Raw genomic sequence first — 16,395 nt, 5'->3', positions numbered from 1 at the left:
ACCCCTATAAGTATATAAAAAGGCATGGCTCGACATCTGTTTTCTATTTAGACACCTTGCCGCTCCATGCGCTGATGCCGCCCTTCAGGTGACTCAGCTTCGTATAGCCGTGCTTGTGAAGAATTCGTGCTGCATTAGTACTGCGCATTCCGCTTCGGCAATATAAGAAGAGGTCACAGTCCTTAGGAATTTCCGCCAGTCTTCGATTCAGCTGTGACAAAGGAATATTGCGGGCACCCGTAATGTACCCGCCCTTATATTCATGCGGCTCACGCACATCGATTAACATAGGTGCAGAAGAACTGCTCAATTCCCTTTGGAATTCGCTGTCATTCCATGCTTTCAACCCTTTAGCTCCACTCATTCGCGAAGCAATAAACCAGCCAATTACAATAATGATTGCAATCGTAATGAATGTACTGCTGTCCATCAAGATTCCCCCGCATCTCATCTCTTCTGAATATCAATAAGGGACATACTCCAGCCAATCATGCAGATGCCCCTTATGCTTGAGCGATTATATTTTTTTAACAAAAAATTTATATACACCATTATCCACTTCATGCTTGAGAAGCTCATGCCCCGTCTGCTTCACCCAAGCTTGAAAATCATTAATCGAGCCTTTATCGGTCGATAGCACTTCCATCGTCTGGCCTTCCTGCAAGCTATCCAAAGCTTTCTTCGCCTTAACGATCGGTATCGGACATGCCATTCCTTTCGTATCTACAGTCACATCAGTTTTCATTTTAATTCCTCCTTAGTTTTCGTGAACAGCACAGCGGTTTGGACCAATCTCCATATCCCTCTGCTCTTCATTGCTTGGTGCGATCCTGCCCATATTCGTTTGGCGGATTTCTTGGTAAGCATTCGGATGCTCCGGTAAGTTTGTTGTTACCATAGCTCTAAACACGCTATCATCCGTAATATTCAGGCCGCGATTATGCTTATACAGCTCAGACAGCCGGGCAGAGACAAGACCGCCCTCACCGAGCTCAGCCACTTTGCCGAAGTGAGCGGGAAGTACAATGAGCTCCTGCGGCAGCTCTTTATAACGGGTATACAACGTATTGCGCAGATCACTTACCCAATCCTCTGCTTTACCTGCTAAGTCAGGACGGCCAATCGATTCAACGAACAAGATATCGCCTGTAAGCAAGTATTGGCCATCAATAATCAGGGAGGTGCTTCCAATCGTATGGCCTGGTGAATAGACAGGCTCAATATGAATCGTGGTATGCCCAACAGTAATGGCGTTGCCATCTTCAAGCTTAGCGTAATTAAAGGTCACTTCATCAGCATCCTTGGGAGGAAGCCAATAGTTTCCACCAACCGCTTCAGCGAGCCTTCTGCCGCCTGAAATATGATCCGCATGGAGATGCGTATCCAGCGTATGCTTAATTTGAACACCATGCTGCCGAGCGAATTCTTCATACACATCGGTCATCCGAACGGTATCAACAACAGCCGCTTCTCCTCCTGAGAGCACCATATAGGAAAGACAGCCTTTGCCGATTCTCACGAACTGATAGATCGAGCCTCCTGCCTTGAGATCACCCACCTTCACTGGCTCCAGATGCTCGCTCCAAGCCTTCATGCCGCCTTCCAAATAGTAGACCTCGCTTCGTCCAGCTTCGACGAGCTGTTCACCAACAAAAATAGAAGAGCCCTCTTTTGCACATACAACCAGCAGTTTCTTATCGCTTGGAATTTGATCCAGAATGCCCTCTACGCCATCTATCAGCTCGAAGTAAGGTACATTAATCGCCTCGATCTTATCGCCTTCAATTTTCCAATCATTAAAATCACTCTCATTGCGAACATCAAGAATGAATAATTCCTCTTTATGAAGGACCAACCGCGTAAGCTCTTTCGCTGTCATTCCTTGCAAGCCTGTGGTCTTGGTTGTCGTCATCATCTTCATTGTCCCCTCTATTAGTTATTCGCTGTTACTGTAGGACCGGTCCACTCTGCCATACCCGGAATAACATTAAGCACCTTCTTAAATCCCTTGTCAGCCAGCAGCTGAGCTGCCATATCGCTGCGACTTCCTGTACGGCATATCACATAAATCTCATCGTCTGGATTTAATTCTCTACTGCGTCTCTCCAGATCGCCTAGCGGAATGGACTCGGCATTCGGAATATGATTAAAAGCAAACTCGGCGGGCTCACGCACATCTAATATCGTTATACCATTAAGGGACGCAAGCTTTGTTTCAAGCTCTGCATTAGTAGCCGTGTGGAGATACTTCTTGTCTTCTTTGCTTTCATGAGCGCTTGACTTCCGAAGATAATGTCTAAGCACATCATCGTCTTGAACGGTGCCCAAATAGTGATGCCCCGTATTTTTTGCCCAGCCCTGAATATCTGCCAAGGAGCCTTTATCCGTCGCTTGAACTTCTATTACTTTGCCTTCGTCTAACATCTCTATCGCTTTTTTCGTTCTTACAATCGGCATCGGGCACGCAAGCCCTTTGCAATCTAATATTTGATCTGCCTGTATATTCAAATTTGTTGACATTTTGTTTGCCTCCATCCATTTATCTAGCCAAAGTAATGAGTTGTATTATGTTTTTAATCACCTCCCTATATAGAAAAAGCAATTATGAAGTATACGTATACCCCTATGGGTATAAATATAATCAAAAATCATTCCCTTGTCAACCTAATGTAACAGCTTAAATACATGGATCATGTCATATACCTTAAAGAGCTAACGTTGCATTTGTTCCATTGGATAAAGGAGGGATATCGATTATGTATGTAGAGGTTGAAGACGGCGTTCATGTATTCGTTCAAGACTTAAATCCCGGCTCCAGCAGCCACACTCTATTCATGCTGCATGGGTGGCCACTAAATCACAAGATGTTCGAATATCAATTCAATGTGCTGCCTGAGCATGGCATTCGTATCGTCTCTATGGACATTCGAGGCAATGGACAATCCGATAAGCCATGGGGCGGCTATACGTATGATCGGATGGCTGACGACCTTGCGATCGTTCTTCAGAGCCTTCAGATTGAAGACGCGACGCTGTTAGGCTTTTCCTTTGGCGGCGCTGTCTCTCTCCGCTATATGTCCCGGTACGGCGGCAAACACATTAATAAACTAGTTCTCGTAGATGCCGTGGCACCCGCATTCGCTAAAACTCCTGATTCGCCCTATGGAGCCCCCCCAGAACAAGCTAATCTGCTTATCAGTCAAATTTACCAGAATCGCCCCAAATTTTTTCATGATATTTCTTTAATGTTCTTCAATCGCAATATAGGTCCAGCGATGCTCGATTGGTTCGTATCCCTCGGCCTTGAATCGGCCTCCTACGCGACCATCAAAATTTTTCGTGAAGCAGCAGAGCAAAATGTGAATAAAGATCTAGCGGCGATTCAAGTCCCAACCGCTATTTTCCATGGTGTTCATGATGAGTTGATTCCCTTCAAGAGCGCCGAGCTCGTACAGCAGCGAATTAAGAATGCCAAGCTCTTCCCGCTTACCAACAGCGGACATGGCTCCTTGATCGAGCAGGCAGATGAGTTTAATGCGCTGCTCCTTCAGTTCCTAACTTCCTAAAATGATAAAAAGAGCATGAAGACAGCGAACCACCGCTTACTCCATGCTCTTCTTAACTAATGGTCAATGTATACTCGCGCAACGCGATTCCCTATCCGGCTTACAATCTCGTTCGTAATCGTGCCCGATTGATGGGCAACCTGTCCTGCTGTAATCCGCTCTAACCCTTCTTGTCCAATGATTGTAACGACATCGCCTTCTTGCACTCCCGCAATGGCAGTCACATCAATCATCATCTGATCCATGCAGAGATTCCCGGCGATTCTAGCTCTCTGTCCTCTGACAAGGACATGGCCGCCATTATCGAATACCGTTCTTGGCAATCCATCAGCATAACCTATTGTAACCGTCGCAATTATGCTGTCTTGCTCCAGCCGATAATGACGCCCATAGCTGATAGCAGCTCCAGCTGGCACGCTTTTGACCAAGCTGACTCTTGCTTTCAGAGAAAGGACAGGCAGCAAAGAAACGCTCGTATTTAGCTTGTCGTCTTCTTTCCCAAGCAGCCCATACAAAGCAATTCCCGGCCTAGCCATACCGCAATCTAGCTCTGGATAGTTAAGAATTCCATAGCTGCTCTGAATATGAACAATACCGGGATCAATGCCCTCAGACTTTAATTTCCTCACAACGTCATAGAAACGCTCAATCTGCTCCCATGTATAAGCGATATCCTCCTGCTGCTGGCTATCCGGCACCGATAGATGGCTGTAGGTCCCTTTTACTTGCAGATTCGAATGAGAATACATACGAATGATTTCGTCCAGATGCTCAAAGCGCTCCCCAAGCCTCCCCATCCCGGTATCAATCTTAATATGGACATTTATTTTCTTGCCATGTGCTTGAAGAGCTCTAGCATAGGAAGCGCTAATAACGGTCTGCGTGAGCTTATAGCGGCAAAGCTCCCCAAATTGATGCGGAGGTGTGTACCCCAGCACTAGAATTTCACCCTTGATACCATGTCTGCGCAGCGCGATACCCTCGGATAGCTCTGCCACCGCAAACTCTCTCAATCCTGCGTCATGAAGAGATTGAGCTATACGGGCACTTCCATGTCCATAAGCATCTGCTTTGACTACAGCCATCATCTTATAATCCGGCGACAAGACATTAGTCAGCTCCAATAAATTATGCTTCAGATGAGCCAAGTTCACCTCTGCCCAAGCCTTATGGCTGTTGCTCGATTGCTTACCGGAAGGAATGAGCCATACGGTTATACTTGCAAGCCCGAATGACAACATTGTAACCGCAACAAAATGTATCAAGCTATTATCAATCAATACCTCGCTCCAGCCCGTTAGCTTGGCGATGCCGCGTACCACCACAATTGCTATTGGATGCAAAATGTAGAGCCAAGTGCTTAACTGCCTAAGATAGGGAGCACCCTTCCCTCCATGTCCAACCAGCAATTGGAATAAATAATAGATTGCAGGAACGAGAAAAATATACATGCTGTCATGCCGGGGCAGCTTGTAATGATGCAGCAGAATTCCTTCTGCAAATAACAATATGATTGATACAGCCAAGCCTATTCTATTCGCCTTTGCTGATTGAGCAGATCCAGAGCACTTAGCTGTCCATGCTCCAAGTACGAGAAATAACGGGGCAAAAAACAAGCCGTTGCGCGTGTAATCAAACAGATGGAATAGATCGGAATAAATTCTCAATAAAAGTTCATTCTGTGCTGTAATACCGTAATAACTATCCCCTAGAAGGCCGATAACGTAGAGCATCATGGCTAATAATAGAACAGATGCTGCGGACATTTTCTCATATAGAAAATAGACGAAATAAACGCCAATAATCAATGCAGGAAAATACCATAGATGATATAGCGTGCCATCAAAAATCAAATCCTGTACCAAATCAGCCAGATTGAATCCTGTCTTGAAATATCCTGCATACCAATTAATCGGTACATAAAGGGCAATCGCTATGAGATACAAAACACCGATTCTACGAACATAGCCATGAACAATAGTTCTATTCTGTTGCGTATCCCCTGTCAGCTTCTGAAAGAGAAAAAATCCCGCAGCAACAAAGAAAAAAGGAACCGCACACCGTGCAATAATACCAGTGAGCAAGAAATCAGAATAGGCACTGTAAGACGTTAACGGACCGGTATGAATCGCAATGACCAGTATCGCTGCCGCGATCCGGAATGGATCGATTAAGCCATACTGCTGTCTATTATTCATGATAGTGATTATGGAATACCGTAATAATGAAGCCGTCCTGATTATTGCCTGACCACTGCGATTTGTTGCCAGCAATAATAGGAATAACGGTATCGCTATGATCTGCTGCGATATAATAAATTTCTACGATGCCCTCGCCCTGCTCGAAATAAAGATGCCTCTGCTGAAAAGCATGCAGCTTCAAAAACGCCATATACTCCTCTAAACACATGTCATGATGCTCCATAATTACGGAATGCGGATAGCCCACGTAGCGGAAATGCCAAGGCTCGCAAGCAATATGAGTGATGGCCTCTTTGCCTTCTTTATATCTCTGGATAAAACCATAGTCAGTAGCTAGCTGCCTGAAGGACTGACAAGCACCTCGTTCAGGGAAGGACGGACAAATGAAGTCCACTTCCCTCACATTTTCTCCAACATCAACAGCAAGCCCTGTCTGATGTTCGCTTTGATTCGGATAAGCAACATAGCTTTCTGTAAAAACAGCGCCATTAAGCTTCATCGAGGTTTCGTATAGCTCCTGCTGCTCCTCTCTGGAGCGGTAGGCACTTACAATGATAATCTCGTCCATTGCGCCAGACGCTTGCCATAATAAGAACAGCTTCTGCAAGCAAGTTTGCTCCAGCAGCATCTCTTGCTGCTCTGCTTGCGCAGCAGGCTGTAGATGGCTTACTGATTCAAGGACTAATAATTCCTCTGTCTGTGTTATCGGATGGTCACGGTTCACCAGTATTAAATGGCCGCGATGCACGGCTGCTGGTTCCATACGAAGCTCATTATACGGTATAAGATGCGGCTGTCTGCTTGTTATAACCCCGTTCCGTATTTTCATCTGATCAGCCCTCCGCAATAGCTAGCTGCAGCAGCCTTTCAAGAATCTCTGAATAAGTAATTCCGCTAGCGCGAAGCATATTGGGGTATCTGGATTTGGCAGTAAAGCCGGGAATCGTATTCACCTCATTAAAGACAATACGCCCATCGTTAGCAAGGAATAGATCAACCCTTGCGAACCCTTTACAGCCTAATGTTTTATAGATTAGGAGCGCCGCATCCTTTATCTTGTTCGCCGTAAGCTCATCAATTCTGGCGGGCAGATGTATTTGTGAGGTTTCTAAGGAATACTTCTCATCAAAGTTGAAAAAGTGACCTGCCAGCTCGATTTCGTCAATCACTCCGATGATGGGTTCTGCATGGCCTAGAACTGCGCAGCCTACTTCAAATCCAGCAATATTCTCTTCAATAACGACCTTATTGTCATGGGTGAAAGCGAGCTTGATGCCGGCAAGCAGCTCTTGCTTGGAGAAGGCCTTCGTAATGCCGAGCGATGAGCCCGACTTAACTGGCTTCACATAAAGCGGAAATCCGAGCGACTCTGTCTTCTGAATAGCTTGTTCGATGTCATCCCCCTCGAATACGGTAACTGAGCGAGCTGTATCAATGCCCGCCTCCTGCACCAGCTTATGGGCAATATCCTTGTCCATGCAAATCGCAGAGGACAGCATGTCGCAGCCTACATAAGGAATACCCGCTAGTTCCAAAAGCCCTTGCAGGGTGCCATCCTCACCATATTTGCCGTGAAGCATCGGGAATACAATGTCTATTGGGGTAATGCGGTATTCATTAGATGCGAGCTCAATCAGCCCCCTGATGTCTCTGCTAGGGGAAAAGAACGCAGGCATGCACCCTCTATCTTTCTGCCACTGATCCTCACGAATCTGTTGCGTACTGCCGGTATATCGAAGCCAATGCCCCTCTCGTGTTATACCAACCATTACAACCGTATATTTATTTGTATCAAGCTGATCAATTACAGAGGCGGCTGAGTTTAGGGATACCTCATACTCAGTAGAATTACCTCCGAACAATACTGCAATCCTTTGCTTCTCCATTTATTTCATCCCCCTATTATGGTCTAGATCGTTAGCGATAATAGAAGGACACGCCAAAAAGCCTACTTCTTTACCTACCGTGTGCTCTTGTCCTTCACTTCATTAGGATAGAGAAAACAGTTTAAAAAGAAGTAGGCTAAACCTAAATTTTACCTTAAGTTATGTTATGCTTTTATTTATTTTCATTAAATAATAATTAGAATGCTATGCAAATATAGTAAGAAGCTCCTTCACACTGCTTACTTGGCAGGTTGGATTTATCGCTGTGAGCTCTTCCTCACTGCCATAGCCATAGCCCACACCTATAGAAGCGATTCGATTATTATGCGCTCCGATAATATCATGCTTCCGGTCGCCAATCATAACGGTCGAGCTTGCCTCTAGCTGCTTCGCCTCCATGATATGTTTAATAATCTCAGTCTTATCTGACATCGTGCCATCCAAGTTGCTCCCGACGATCCATTGAAAGTAATGATTCATATTAAAATGCTCCAATATTCTCTCAGCAAACAGCGTTGGCTTGGAAGTGGCTACAATTAAGGTTCGCTGCTGCGCGACCAGCATTTCCAACAATTCATTTATTTCTGGATATGGCTCATTCTCATACATGCCTTTATCTACAAAATATTCTCTATAATATTGAATAGCTTGGCTAGCTTCAGCAGCAGAGAAATGATAGGTTTCCATGAAAGAGCTGGCTAAGGGCGGACCGATAAAAGGGACCAGCTTATCTAGATCCTCTTCTACCCGATCCATCCGTGAGAGAGCATACTGAACAGCTTTCGTAATTCCCACCTTCGGATCAGTTAAGGTTCCATCAAGATCGAACAGAATATGGCTATAGTTCATTTTCATAAGGCTCTCCCTCTGAATCATCTAATGAAATCCTCAAGCTTATTCGAGCTTTCAGCATGAAATGCTGTAAAGCCAGCGAAGAAATCTTTTTACAAAGCCAGGCTAAGCCTTATCATATCCCTGCATCGGATGCCATCCTCATAAATCTCTTCCTCATAATTTCTGACAAAGAAATCATGGTCAATTCCCTTTATTCTGAATCCGCATTGCTGATATAATCGCAGCTGATAAATACTAGAATTGCCCGTCCCTATCTCAATGGCTGCTGCTTGAAGCTGTCTTGCTTCCTCTATTGCCTTGAGGACGAGCTGTCTGCCGAGCCCTTGCCCTTGCAGCTCTTCTTTCACTGCTATATTCATAATCTCGATCGTTTGAGGTGACCGATGCAGCAATACAAACTCACCAACAATCTGATCCTGTGCATATGCCAAATAACAGATGCCTTCAGTCAAGTACTCGTCTATCAAGCGTTTCGATGGATCTGCGAGCATTAACAGCTCATAGGGTATCTCCTGATCCTGATGGAGTCGTTTTATATTAAGTTCCACATTCATTGTCTCCTTCTTTGCCCTGCATATATTCTTCACGAAGGATCGCCATATAGATTAAGTCCGAGTACCTCCCTCTCGAATAATGCTTCTGCCTTAGTCTTCCTTCTTCCTTAAACCCACATTTCGTATAGCATCTGATCGCTCGTTCATTATAGTCATGAACGCTAAGCTGAAGCCTGTTCAAGTTCAATTCCAGAAACACAAATTGCTGCAACAATTGGATAGCCTCGGTTCCGAGCCCCTGATTATGCATCTCGGTGTCCCCAATGACCATCGCCATCTCCGTACTTCTGTTCTTCCAGTCGATATGAGCCAAATCGATTTGGCCAATATACTCCTGTGAATCTTTATGTGCGATGATAAAGCCTACCTGCTCCGACTTGCCTTCAAGTAGGGAGTTAAGATAAGCTTCCGTTGCCGGTAAAGTATGCGGGTACAAAAATACATCGGATAACAAATAAGTAATCTCAGCGTTATTGCACCATTTTCTCATGGCGTCCAAATCCTCTAATCGATACTCCCGTAAAATAATTCTGTCGCCTATTAGATGAGGCATTGCCATCAACTCCTTTGCATCCAATATAATGTAATGAAATTTATTACAATAATATCACAAACCGGCTATAAGACGCTCTATCCTAGATTCAGATAAACTTCTAGAAATGATATACTTATACGCGAACCTACAAGAAGTAACCTCTATTGATTAGGAGTGTCAACTATGATCGACCTATTCCGGTATAACTGGCAAGTTAGAGATGAATACTTTGAACTGTGCAAGAAGCTTCCTGTGGAGGAATTGCTGCGTCAACGTGTTGGAGGAGCAGGCAGCATTCTATACACGTTATTTCACATTATAGATGTAGAGTACAGCTGGCTTCGTGGTCTGCAGGGCAAGCCAGATATCCAGGTACAGTTCGAAGATTTTGCCTCTTTAGAACAAGTAAAAAAAATGTCTGACAGCTGGCAGGAAGAGCTGCAGCCATTCCTTGCTAATTGGGATAGCAAAGCAGACACAGAGCAAATAACCGTTCCATGGATGGAAGGGCAATACGCCAAAGGAGCCATCATTAGACATGTCATTGCTCATGAAATCCATCATATGGGTCAGTTATCTATCTGGGTAAGAGAATTGGGCTTGCAGCCCGTATCCGCGAGTGTCATAGATCGAGATTTATAGCTAGAAAGGAGTACTATGCTTTGTTTATAACGATATTGCTGTTTGTCCTTGCTGGACTCGCCGAGATTGGCGGCGGTTATTTGGTCTGGCTATGGCTTAGAGAATCCAAGCCTCTATGGTATGGAATAGTCGGAGGCGCCATTCTTATTCTCTACGGCATCATTCCAACCCTGCAAAGCTTCCCTTCGTTCGGCCGCGTCTATGCTGCATATGGAGGAGTATTTATCATACTGGCTATTCTATGGGGATGGCTGGTCGATAAAAAAATACCTGACCTGTATGACTGGGTAGGCGCCGCGATCTGCGTAGTGGGCGTATCCATTATATTATGGGCTCCAAGAAGCTAAGCCCGTATTAAGAAGAAACGCAGCAGAGAAAAGCTTCGCTCTTTCTCTGCTGCGCCTATTGCCTATGAGTGGAATACCTCGTGCAGCTTGAGCATCCATTTACTGAAGCTTAAGCTGCTGTTTTCCTCCCATATACGGCTGCAAAGCCTTAGGAATATTTACTGAGCCATCCTCCTGCTGATGATTCTCAAGCAGTGGAATAAGAATTCGCGGACTTGCGACAGCGGTGTTATTCAAAGTGTGGCAATACTGGAGCTTCCCATTAAGATCACGATACCTAATATTCGAACGGCGTGCCTGAAAGTCATGCAGATTGGACGAAGAATGCGTCTCTCCATAAGCTTGCCTGCTTGGCATCCATGTCTCAATATCGTATTGCTTATGCGTCTTCTGCGACATGTCGCCTGTACATACCTGCATGACCCGATAAGGCAGCTCCAACTGCTGAAGCAGTTCCTCCGCATTCGCCGTTATTTCCTGCAATAGCTGCTCCGACAGCTCTGGATCAGCCTGACAGAGAATAACTTGTTCGACCTTGGCGAATTGATGTACACGATAGAGACCCGATACATCTTTCCCTGCCGAACCAACCTCGCTTCTGAAACAAACAGAGGCCGCAGCCAGCTTGATCGGCTCATTAAGGTCAATAATTTCATTCGAGTAATACGCCACCATCGGTACTTCTGATGTACCGACCAGCCATTTATTTTCTTCTTCCAAACGATAGGTTTGATCTTCTCCAAGCGGGAAAAAGCCAGTGTTCAGCATAGATGCCGTTCGCACCATCAGCGGAACATCAAGCAGCGTATAGCCTTTTGCCATCAAAAGATCAATCGCAAGCTGCTGAACGGCCCGATGAAGCAGAACGCCGTCCCCTTTCAAATAATAATTCCTTGTCCCAGCCGTCTTAACGCCTCGCGGAATATCAATGAGATCATGCAGCTCACCGAGAGCAAGATGATCCCTATAAGCAAAATCAAAATCAACGATTGAGCCCACACGCTTCATTACGACATTGTCCCTATCCGAGAGCCCAACCGGCGTATCTGCAGACACCCTATTAGGGACTAGCAGCATAAGCTCCTCGCAATGCCGCTCTGCTTCTGCAAGCAAGCTTTCTATTGCATGTAATTGTTGATTAATTTCTTTGACGTTGGTCTTATTTTGCTCGGCCTTCACGGTCTCTCCTAGCTGAACAAACTGGCCAATCTGATGAGAAAGCTTGTTACGAGCTTCACGAAGCCCGTCTGATTCCTGCTGCAATTGACGCTTCCTCTCATCCCACTTCAATAGCTCATCTACGGAAAGATCAATTCCTTTTTGATTTGCAACTGTTTGAACCTGATCTCCATTTTCACGAATCCACTTCATGTCCAGCATAGCACCGCGCTCCTTTTTATGAAAAAACACAAAAAACGCCCATCATCCATAAGGGACGAGGAGCGTTTGAACTCGCGGTGCCACCCAAATTGACCGAACAGTGTGACCTGTTCAATCCTCTTTAGTCCGCGATAACGGGCGGGGCCGGTAAACTTAGAGAGATTATGAAATCTCCTTAACGAGAACGCCTCCGAGTTGGATACTCTTCACAGGCATGATGTCAGTCATTAATTTCTTTGTATTATACCCGAATATACGGGGAACATTCAAGCCCATTCTTTTAAAATACTTTTGTCGTCCATGTCTCGCAATTCCAAGTATCGGTAACGACATCCCGATAGAAATCCGGTTCATGGGAAATTAACAGAATGCTTCCTTTATAAGCCTTGAGCGCACGCTTAAGCTCTTCCTTCGCATCTACATCCAGATGGTTCGTCGGCTCATCGAGCACGAGCAAATTGGTTTCATTATTAATTAGCTTGCAGAGACGGACCTTTGCCTTTTCTCCACCGCTTAATACAGCAATTTTGCTCTCGATATGCTTAGTCGTCAGACCGCATTTGGCTAGTGCAGCCCGCACTTCAAATTGGGAGAAGGATGGGAATTCATTCCAAACTTCCTCGATACAGGTATTGTAATTCGCATCCTTCATCTCCTGCTCGAAGTAGCCGATGCTTAGAATATCGCCAAGCTGAACCGAGCCTGACAGAGGCTGGATCTGGCCGAGAATGCTCCGCAGCAGCGTTGTTTTACCAATGCCGTTCGCACCAACAAGCGCAATCTTTTGTCCACGCTCCATACGCAGATTAAGCGGCCTGGATAAAGGGCTGTCATAGCCGATAACAAGCTCTGTCGCTTCAAAGATCAGCTTGCCGGATGTTCTTGCATCCTTGAAGAGAAATTGCGGCTTCGGCTTTTCCTTGACAAGCTCAAGAACATCCATCTTATCCAGCTTCTTCTGTCTGGACATCGCCATATTACGCGTTGCAACACTCGCCTTGTTCCGCGCTACAAAATCCTTCAGGTCAGCAATTTCTTGCTGCTGGCGTTTAAAGGCAGATTCATGCTGCTGTTGTTTCATTTCATGGACCTGCTGGAAGTAATCATAATCGCCTACATAACGGTGAAGCGCTTGATTCTCCATATGGTAGATCAAGTTAATTACACTGTTAAGGAAAGGAATATCATGGGAGATGAGTATAAAAGCATTCTCATACTCTTGCAGGTAACGCTTCAGCCATTCAATATGCTGCTCATCCAAATAGTTCGTCGGCTCATCGAGCAGCAGAATATCTGGTTTTTCAAGCAGCAGCTTGGCTAGTAGTACCTTCGTCCGCTGACCGCCGCTTAGATCATTAACATCCTTATCAAGTCCAATATCGGTAAGTCCCAGACCGCGAGCGGTCTCATCGACCTTGGCATCAATCATGTAGAAATCCTGATTCGTTAACGTATCCTGAATCGTTCCTACATTCTCAAGCAGCTGCTCAAGCTCTTCTGGTGATACCTCTCCCATTTTTCCATACATATCATTCATTTCTTGTTCCATATCGAAGAGATATTGGAACGCACCACGCAGTACATCCCGAATCGTTAGTCCCTTGCTAAGTACAGCATGCTGATCCAGATAGCCAACACGCATACGCTTGGACCATTCGACCTTGCCGTCATCCGGCTGAAGCTTGCCTGTAATAATATTCATAAAGGTGGACTTGCCTTCGCCGTTGGCACCGATGAGTCCGATATGCTCGCCCTTCAGCAAGCGGAAAGATACGTCATTAAAGATCGCACGATCTCCAAAGCCGTGGCTTAATCGTTCTACGTTTAATATGCTCATGTATAACACCTTTTCTTTTAGACTTTTTCCTCGTTATATTATAAGTGTTATTAGGGGCACAACTCAATAAAGAATCGACAAATCATGCAAAATAAAAAGAAACAGACCGCCAATAATCGCGGTCTGTTACCAGGCTAACACTTTATTTATGGAATAACGACTGTAAGAGTATCCGACCAGGTCGTCCCATAAGCATTGCTTAATTTGGCTTGATAGACGTAAGTGCCTGATTGGGTGTATTGCCTCGACACGCTGCCTGATTGGGGGTTGGTGCCATTCTCGCTAAGAAACCCTTGGAACAAATTAACGAGAACTCCATTCTCGTATAGTTCCCAAATATCCGCATTATTGCCGCTTGCTATGTCGAATTGAATCTTATACAGATTGCTGCTAACCGGAGTCGCTGATAAAGCTGCGACAGCAGGTGCCCCTGTATATCCATGAATATTAAGAGCGACTTCAAGAGCTTTTACTTCGGTGCCGTCTTGTAAGAATGCTGAAACATAATATTTGTATTGCCCCTTCTCCAGAAATACATCGTTGCAAGTCGTAACCGTCAAGGATGAGCAGCCAGTTACAATGGCTCCGCCCCAAGGATAAAGCGTAGGAACCTTCACGACCCGATAATAGTTAACGGTATTGCCCAGGTCAGTCCATGTAATCTCCACCTGATGCAGACCGCTTGCATTTTTCCCCAGATAAGCTGCATTAGCTTCGAATGTCGAGCTTGTTGCTGGTCCATTCGCCCATGCACTACTGCCCCCGATAACCAATAGCACAGCAACCGTAATAGACAAAATCCACTTCTTCATCAATAAATCCCCTTCCAACAACTGAAGTATAGAGATTGATCATTTGTAAACTTATAGCAAATAATCTATCTACTAGCAGAATATAGCATATACGGTTGCTATCGTATAGTTAAATATTAGCCATAGAATAATAGATTCTATTAATGGGCAACGGCTGTCTGCTCCGCAAGCGGGTCTAGCTTCTCTCTGCTCATAATAAAGGCTGCGGCCAATGCGAGCACTGCTGGAACAAGACTCCAGGCAAACGTAGTCCCGATCGAAGAAGATAACCCTTCAGTAATCGTATTCAGCACATTCTCGTCCATCGCTTGGCGGAATTCCGGGCTTAGCAATACATGCGGGTCTCCTAAGTCCACTCCTTCTGGTAGATTCGAAGTCTCCTTCCCACCAAATGCCGTAGATAGCTTATCCGTAAGAGAACGGTTCTGAATAATTCCAAAAATAGTAATGCCGAGTGTCATGCCAAGCGACCGATTGAAATTCAATGTGGAGCTAGCCGCGCCTCTTTGTGTAGCCGGGAACGAATGAATCGCAGAGGTTCCGAGCACGGAGAAGGAAGAGCCGATGCCAAGACCAACCAGAACCATATAAATCGTAATAAGCAAGCGAGGTGAATCGGACTTCAATCCAGTCAAAAGAGCTAATCCAACGATCAGAACAAGAAGCGTTGGAATAAGAATAGAGCGATAGGGCAGCTTCGTCATCAAGAAGCCTCCGATTGTAGCCGTCACCACGGAGCCTACCATCATAGGCAGCAGCACGAATCCTGCATTAGTCGCGCTTCCCCCCAACACACCTTGTATAAATATCGGTATGTAGACCGAAGCCGTTATGAACGCTGCTCCGCTCAGCATCGCAATTAAATTGCTCGTCATATATAGACGATTCTGAAACATCTTGAACGAAATAATCGGCTCGGCTGCGCGCTTCTCGGCCCATACGAACGCTGAAGTTAGCGCAATGAAGCCCACCAGAAGCCCCAATATTTGCGGAGAGCTCCATGCGTATTCCTTGCCGCCGAGCTCGAGCCCTAGCATAAGGCAAATAATAGCTCCTACTAATAAGAACGCCCCAGGCAGGTCGATCTTCTGCTTGGAATGCTCCAGCGATTCTTTATAGAAAAATACAATTATAACGAGTGAAACTAAGCCCAAAGGCAAATTAATATAGAAAATCCACGGCCAATGCAGATGATCCGTTATATAACCGCCAAGCAGCGGGGCGAAAATGCTCGACATACCGAATACCGCTCCGAATAAACCAGATAACTTGCCCCGGCTCTCAGGCGGAACTACATCGAACATAATCGCGAAGGCAATAGAGACCATTGCCCCGGCTCCAATCCCTTGAATAGCTCTGTACAAACCGAGTTGAACAATCGATTCTGCTGTGCCACATAGGGCTGAGCCAATCATAAAAACGACAAGCCCGAATACGAAAAACCGCTTTCGTCCATACATATCCGACAGCTTGCCGAATATCGGCATACCGGCCATTTCTGCCACCATATAAGCGGACGTCACCCAGACGAATTTATCAAGTCCGCCCATCTCCCCGATAATAGAGCCCATCGCGGTGGCTACGATCGTATTGTCCATCGAAGCCATGAGAATAGCGAGCAATAGTCCTGCTAATACAACTCCTACTTTGTTCTGTGCTTTGTTCATTGAATCTTATTCCTCTCTGTATTTAGGTCGGATTCTTAAAACCCGTTAATGAACTTATAATAACAAAGCTTCACTGACAGCTGCTGTCAGTGAAGCTTTGCGTAAATTTATAT

The 16,395-nt window shown here is 45.4% G+C and carries 17 protein-coding genes; 3 read left to right on the top strand and 14 right to left on the bottom strand.

The features are described from left to right. Positions 1–43 precede the first annotated feature (43 nt). The 4 genes from AC50YO_RS01180 to AC50YO_RS01165 all read right to left on the bottom strand — a co-directional run bounded on the left by AC50YO_RS01180 (position 44) and on the right by AC50YO_RS01165 (position 2,520). Positions 44–430: a rhodanese-like domain-containing protein gene (locus tag AC50YO_RS01180; protein WP_494842247.1), complete on the bottom strand. Its 387-nt coding sequence runs from the start codon at positions 428–430 to the stop codon at positions 44–46. A gap of 87 nt (positions 431–517) precedes the next feature. Next, positions 518–745 (bottom strand): sulfurtransferase TusA family protein, encoded by a 228-nt coding sequence (locus AC50YO_RS01175; protein ID WP_494842242.1) that lies wholly within the window; start codon positions 743–745, stop codon positions 518–520. Positions 746–757: 12 nt separating this feature from the next. Next, a complete protein-coding gene (locus tag AC50YO_RS01170; RefSeq protein ID WP_494843199.1) occupies positions 758–1,912 on the bottom strand; it encodes an MBL fold metallo-hydrolase in 1,155 nt (384 codons plus the stop codon). Positions 1,913–1,932: 20 nt separating this feature from the next. Then, complete coding sequence (locus AC50YO_RS01165; protein WP_494842236.1) at positions 1,933–2,520, bottom strand: sulfurtransferase TusA family protein; 588 nt, start codon at positions 2,518–2,520, stop codon at positions 1,933–1,935. A gap of 236 nt (positions 2,521–2,756) precedes the next feature. Between AC50YO_RS01165 and AC50YO_RS01160 the strand changes: the two genes are divergently transcribed. Further along, on the top strand, positions 2,757–3,566 hold the full coding sequence (locus AC50YO_RS01160) for an alpha/beta fold hydrolase (RefSeq protein WP_494842234.1): 810 nt from the start codon (positions 2,757–2,759) through the stop codon (positions 3,564–3,566). A gap of 56 nt (positions 3,567–3,622) precedes the next feature. On the opposite strand, the gene vanT is transcribed toward AC50YO_RS01160, so the two are convergent. The 6 genes from vanT to AC50YO_RS01130 form a co-directional block, all read right to left on the bottom strand. Continuing rightward, positions 3,623–5,764, bottom strand: coding sequence for a serine racemase VanT catalytic subunit (gene vanT, locus AC50YO_RS01155; RefSeq protein ID WP_494842232.1), 2,142 nt, complete (start codon positions 5,762–5,764; stop codon positions 3,623–3,625). Beyond that, positions 5,757–6,596 (bottom strand): D-alanyl-D-alanine carboxypeptidase family protein, encoded by an 840-nt coding sequence (locus tag AC50YO_RS01150; RefSeq protein WP_494842230.1) that lies wholly within the window; start codon positions 6,594–6,596, stop codon positions 5,757–5,759. Before AC50YO_RS01150 ends, vanT begins: the two co-directional genes overlap by 8 nt. 4 nt (positions 6,597–6,600) lie before the next feature. Continuing rightward, positions 6,601–7,653: a D-alanine--D-serine ligase VanG gene (vanG, locus tag AC50YO_RS01145; protein WP_494842228.1), complete on the bottom strand. Its 1,053-nt coding sequence runs from the start codon at positions 7,651–7,653 to the stop codon at positions 6,601–6,603. Positions 7,654–7,857: 204 nt separating this feature from the next. Continuing rightward, positions 7,858–8,508, bottom strand: coding sequence for an HAD family hydrolase (locus tag AC50YO_RS01140; RefSeq protein ID WP_494842226.1), 651 nt, complete (start codon positions 8,506–8,508; stop codon positions 7,858–7,860). Between the two features lie 89 nt (positions 8,509–8,597). Next, positions 8,598–9,062 carry a GNAT family N-acetyltransferase gene (locus tag AC50YO_RS01135; RefSeq protein WP_494842224.1) on the bottom strand — a complete coding sequence of 155 codons (465 nt, stop codon included), beginning with the start codon at positions 9,060–9,062 and terminating at the stop codon, positions 8,598–8,600. Next, positions 9,046–9,615 carry a GNAT family N-acetyltransferase gene (locus AC50YO_RS01130; RefSeq protein ID WP_494842222.1) on the bottom strand — a complete coding sequence of 190 codons (570 nt, stop codon included), beginning with the start codon at positions 9,613–9,615 and terminating at the stop codon, positions 9,046–9,048. Before AC50YO_RS01130 ends, AC50YO_RS01135 begins: the two co-directional genes overlap by 17 nt. A gap of 165 nt (positions 9,616–9,780) precedes the next feature. On the opposite strand from AC50YO_RS01130, the gene AC50YO_RS01125 reads away from it, so the two are divergent. Beyond that, positions 9,781–10,239, top strand: coding sequence for a DinB family protein (locus tag AC50YO_RS01125; protein ID WP_494842220.1), 459 nt, complete (start codon positions 9,781–9,783; stop codon positions 10,237–10,239). A 20-nt stretch (positions 10,240–10,259) separates the two neighbouring features. Beyond that, complete coding sequence (locus AC50YO_RS01120) at positions 10,260–10,586, top strand: YnfA family protein (RefSeq protein WP_494842218.1); 327 nt, start codon at positions 10,260–10,262, stop codon at positions 10,584–10,586. Between the two features lie 99 nt (positions 10,587–10,685). On the opposite strand, the gene serS is transcribed toward AC50YO_RS01120, so the two are convergent. From serS to AC50YO_RS01100, 4 genes are all read right to left on the bottom strand, one after another. Then, positions 10,686–11,966 (bottom strand): serine--tRNA ligase, encoded by a 1,281-nt coding sequence (gene serS / locus AC50YO_RS01115; protein ID WP_494842216.1) that lies wholly within the window; start codon positions 11,964–11,966, stop codon positions 10,686–10,688. 280 nt (positions 11,967–12,246) lie between these two features. Then, positions 12,247–13,803 (bottom strand): ABC-F family ATP-binding cassette domain-containing protein, encoded by a 1,557-nt coding sequence (locus AC50YO_RS01110; RefSeq protein ID WP_494842214.1) that lies wholly within the window; start codon positions 13,801–13,803, stop codon positions 12,247–12,249. A 146-nt stretch (positions 13,804–13,949) separates the two neighbouring features. After that, positions 13,950–14,615 (bottom strand): early set domain-containing protein, encoded by a 666-nt coding sequence (locus AC50YO_RS01105; RefSeq protein ID WP_494842212.1) that lies wholly within the window; start codon positions 14,613–14,615, stop codon positions 13,950–13,952. Positions 14,616–14,755: 140 nt separating this feature from the next. Continuing rightward, positions 14,756–16,282 (bottom strand): MDR family MFS transporter, encoded by a 1,527-nt coding sequence (locus tag AC50YO_RS01100; protein WP_494842210.1) that lies wholly within the window; start codon positions 16,280–16,282, stop codon positions 14,756–14,758. Positions 16,283–16,395 lie beyond the last annotated feature (113 nt).

Source organism: Paenibacillus sp. J22P59 (assembly GCF_059383895.1).
The sequence above is the reverse complement of the archived record's forward strand: the minus strand, read 5'-3'. Positions and strand labels throughout refer to the sequence as shown.

What these genes read in the sequence shown, in the direction of transcription:
- AC50YO_RS01150 (WP_494842230.1), bottom strand. Translation starts at nt 6,596, where the DNA reads ATGAAAATACGGAACGGGGTTATAACAAGCAGACAGCCGCATCTTATA.
- vanG (WP_494842228.1), bottom strand. Translation starts at nt 7,653, where the DNA reads ATGGAGAAGCAAAGGATTGCAGTATTGTTCGGAGGTAATTCTACTGAG.
- AC50YO_RS01170 (WP_494843199.1), bottom strand. Translation starts at nt 1,912, where the DNA reads ATGACGACAACCAAGACCACAGGCTTGCAAGGAATGACAGCGAAAGAG.
- serS (WP_494842216.1), bottom strand. Translation starts at nt 11,966, where the DNA reads ATGCTGGACATGAAGTGGATTCGTGAAAATGGAGATCAGGTTCAAACA.
- vanT (WP_494842232.1), bottom strand. Translation starts at nt 5,764, where the DNA reads ATGAATAATAGACAGCAGTATGGCTTAATCGATCCATTCCGGATCGCG.
- AC50YO_RS01165 (WP_494842236.1), bottom strand. Translation starts at nt 2,520, where the DNA reads ATGTCAACAAATTTGAATATACAGGCAGATCAAATATTAGATTGCAAA.
- AC50YO_RS01105 (WP_494842212.1), bottom strand. Translation starts at nt 14,615, where the DNA reads ATGAAGAAGTGGATTTTGTCTATTACGGTTGCTGTGCTATTGGTTATC.
- AC50YO_RS01130 (WP_494842222.1), bottom strand. Translation starts at nt 9,615, where the DNA reads ATGCCTCATCTAATAGGCGACAGAATTATTTTACGGGAGTATCGATTA.
- AC50YO_RS01180 (WP_494842247.1), bottom strand. Translation starts at nt 430, where the DNA reads ATGGACAGCAGTACATTCATTACGATTGCAATCATTATTGTAATTGGC.
- AC50YO_RS01135 (WP_494842224.1), bottom strand. Translation starts at nt 9,062, where the DNA reads ATGAATGTGGAACTTAATATAAAACGACTCCATCAGGATCAGGAGATA.
- AC50YO_RS01125 (WP_494842220.1), top strand. Translation starts at nt 9,781, where the DNA reads ATGATCGACCTATTCCGGTATAACTGGCAAGTTAGAGATGAATACTTT.
- AC50YO_RS01140 (WP_494842226.1), bottom strand. Translation starts at nt 8,508, where the DNA reads ATGAAAATGAACTATAGCCATATTCTGTTCGATCTTGATGGAACCTTA.
- AC50YO_RS01175 (WP_494842242.1), bottom strand. Translation starts at nt 745, where the DNA reads ATGAAAACTGATGTGACTGTAGATACGAAAGGAATGGCATGTCCGATA.
- AC50YO_RS01110 (WP_494842214.1), bottom strand. Translation starts at nt 13,803, where the DNA reads ATGAGCATATTAAACGTAGAACGATTAAGCCACGGCTTTGGAGATCGT.
- AC50YO_RS01160 (WP_494842234.1), top strand. Translation starts at nt 2,757, where the DNA reads ATGTATGTAGAGGTTGAAGACGGCGTTCATGTATTCGTTCAAGACTTA.
- AC50YO_RS01100 (WP_494842210.1), bottom strand. Translation starts at nt 16,282, where the DNA reads ATGAACAAAGCACAGAACAAAGTAGGAGTTGTATTAGCAGGACTATTG.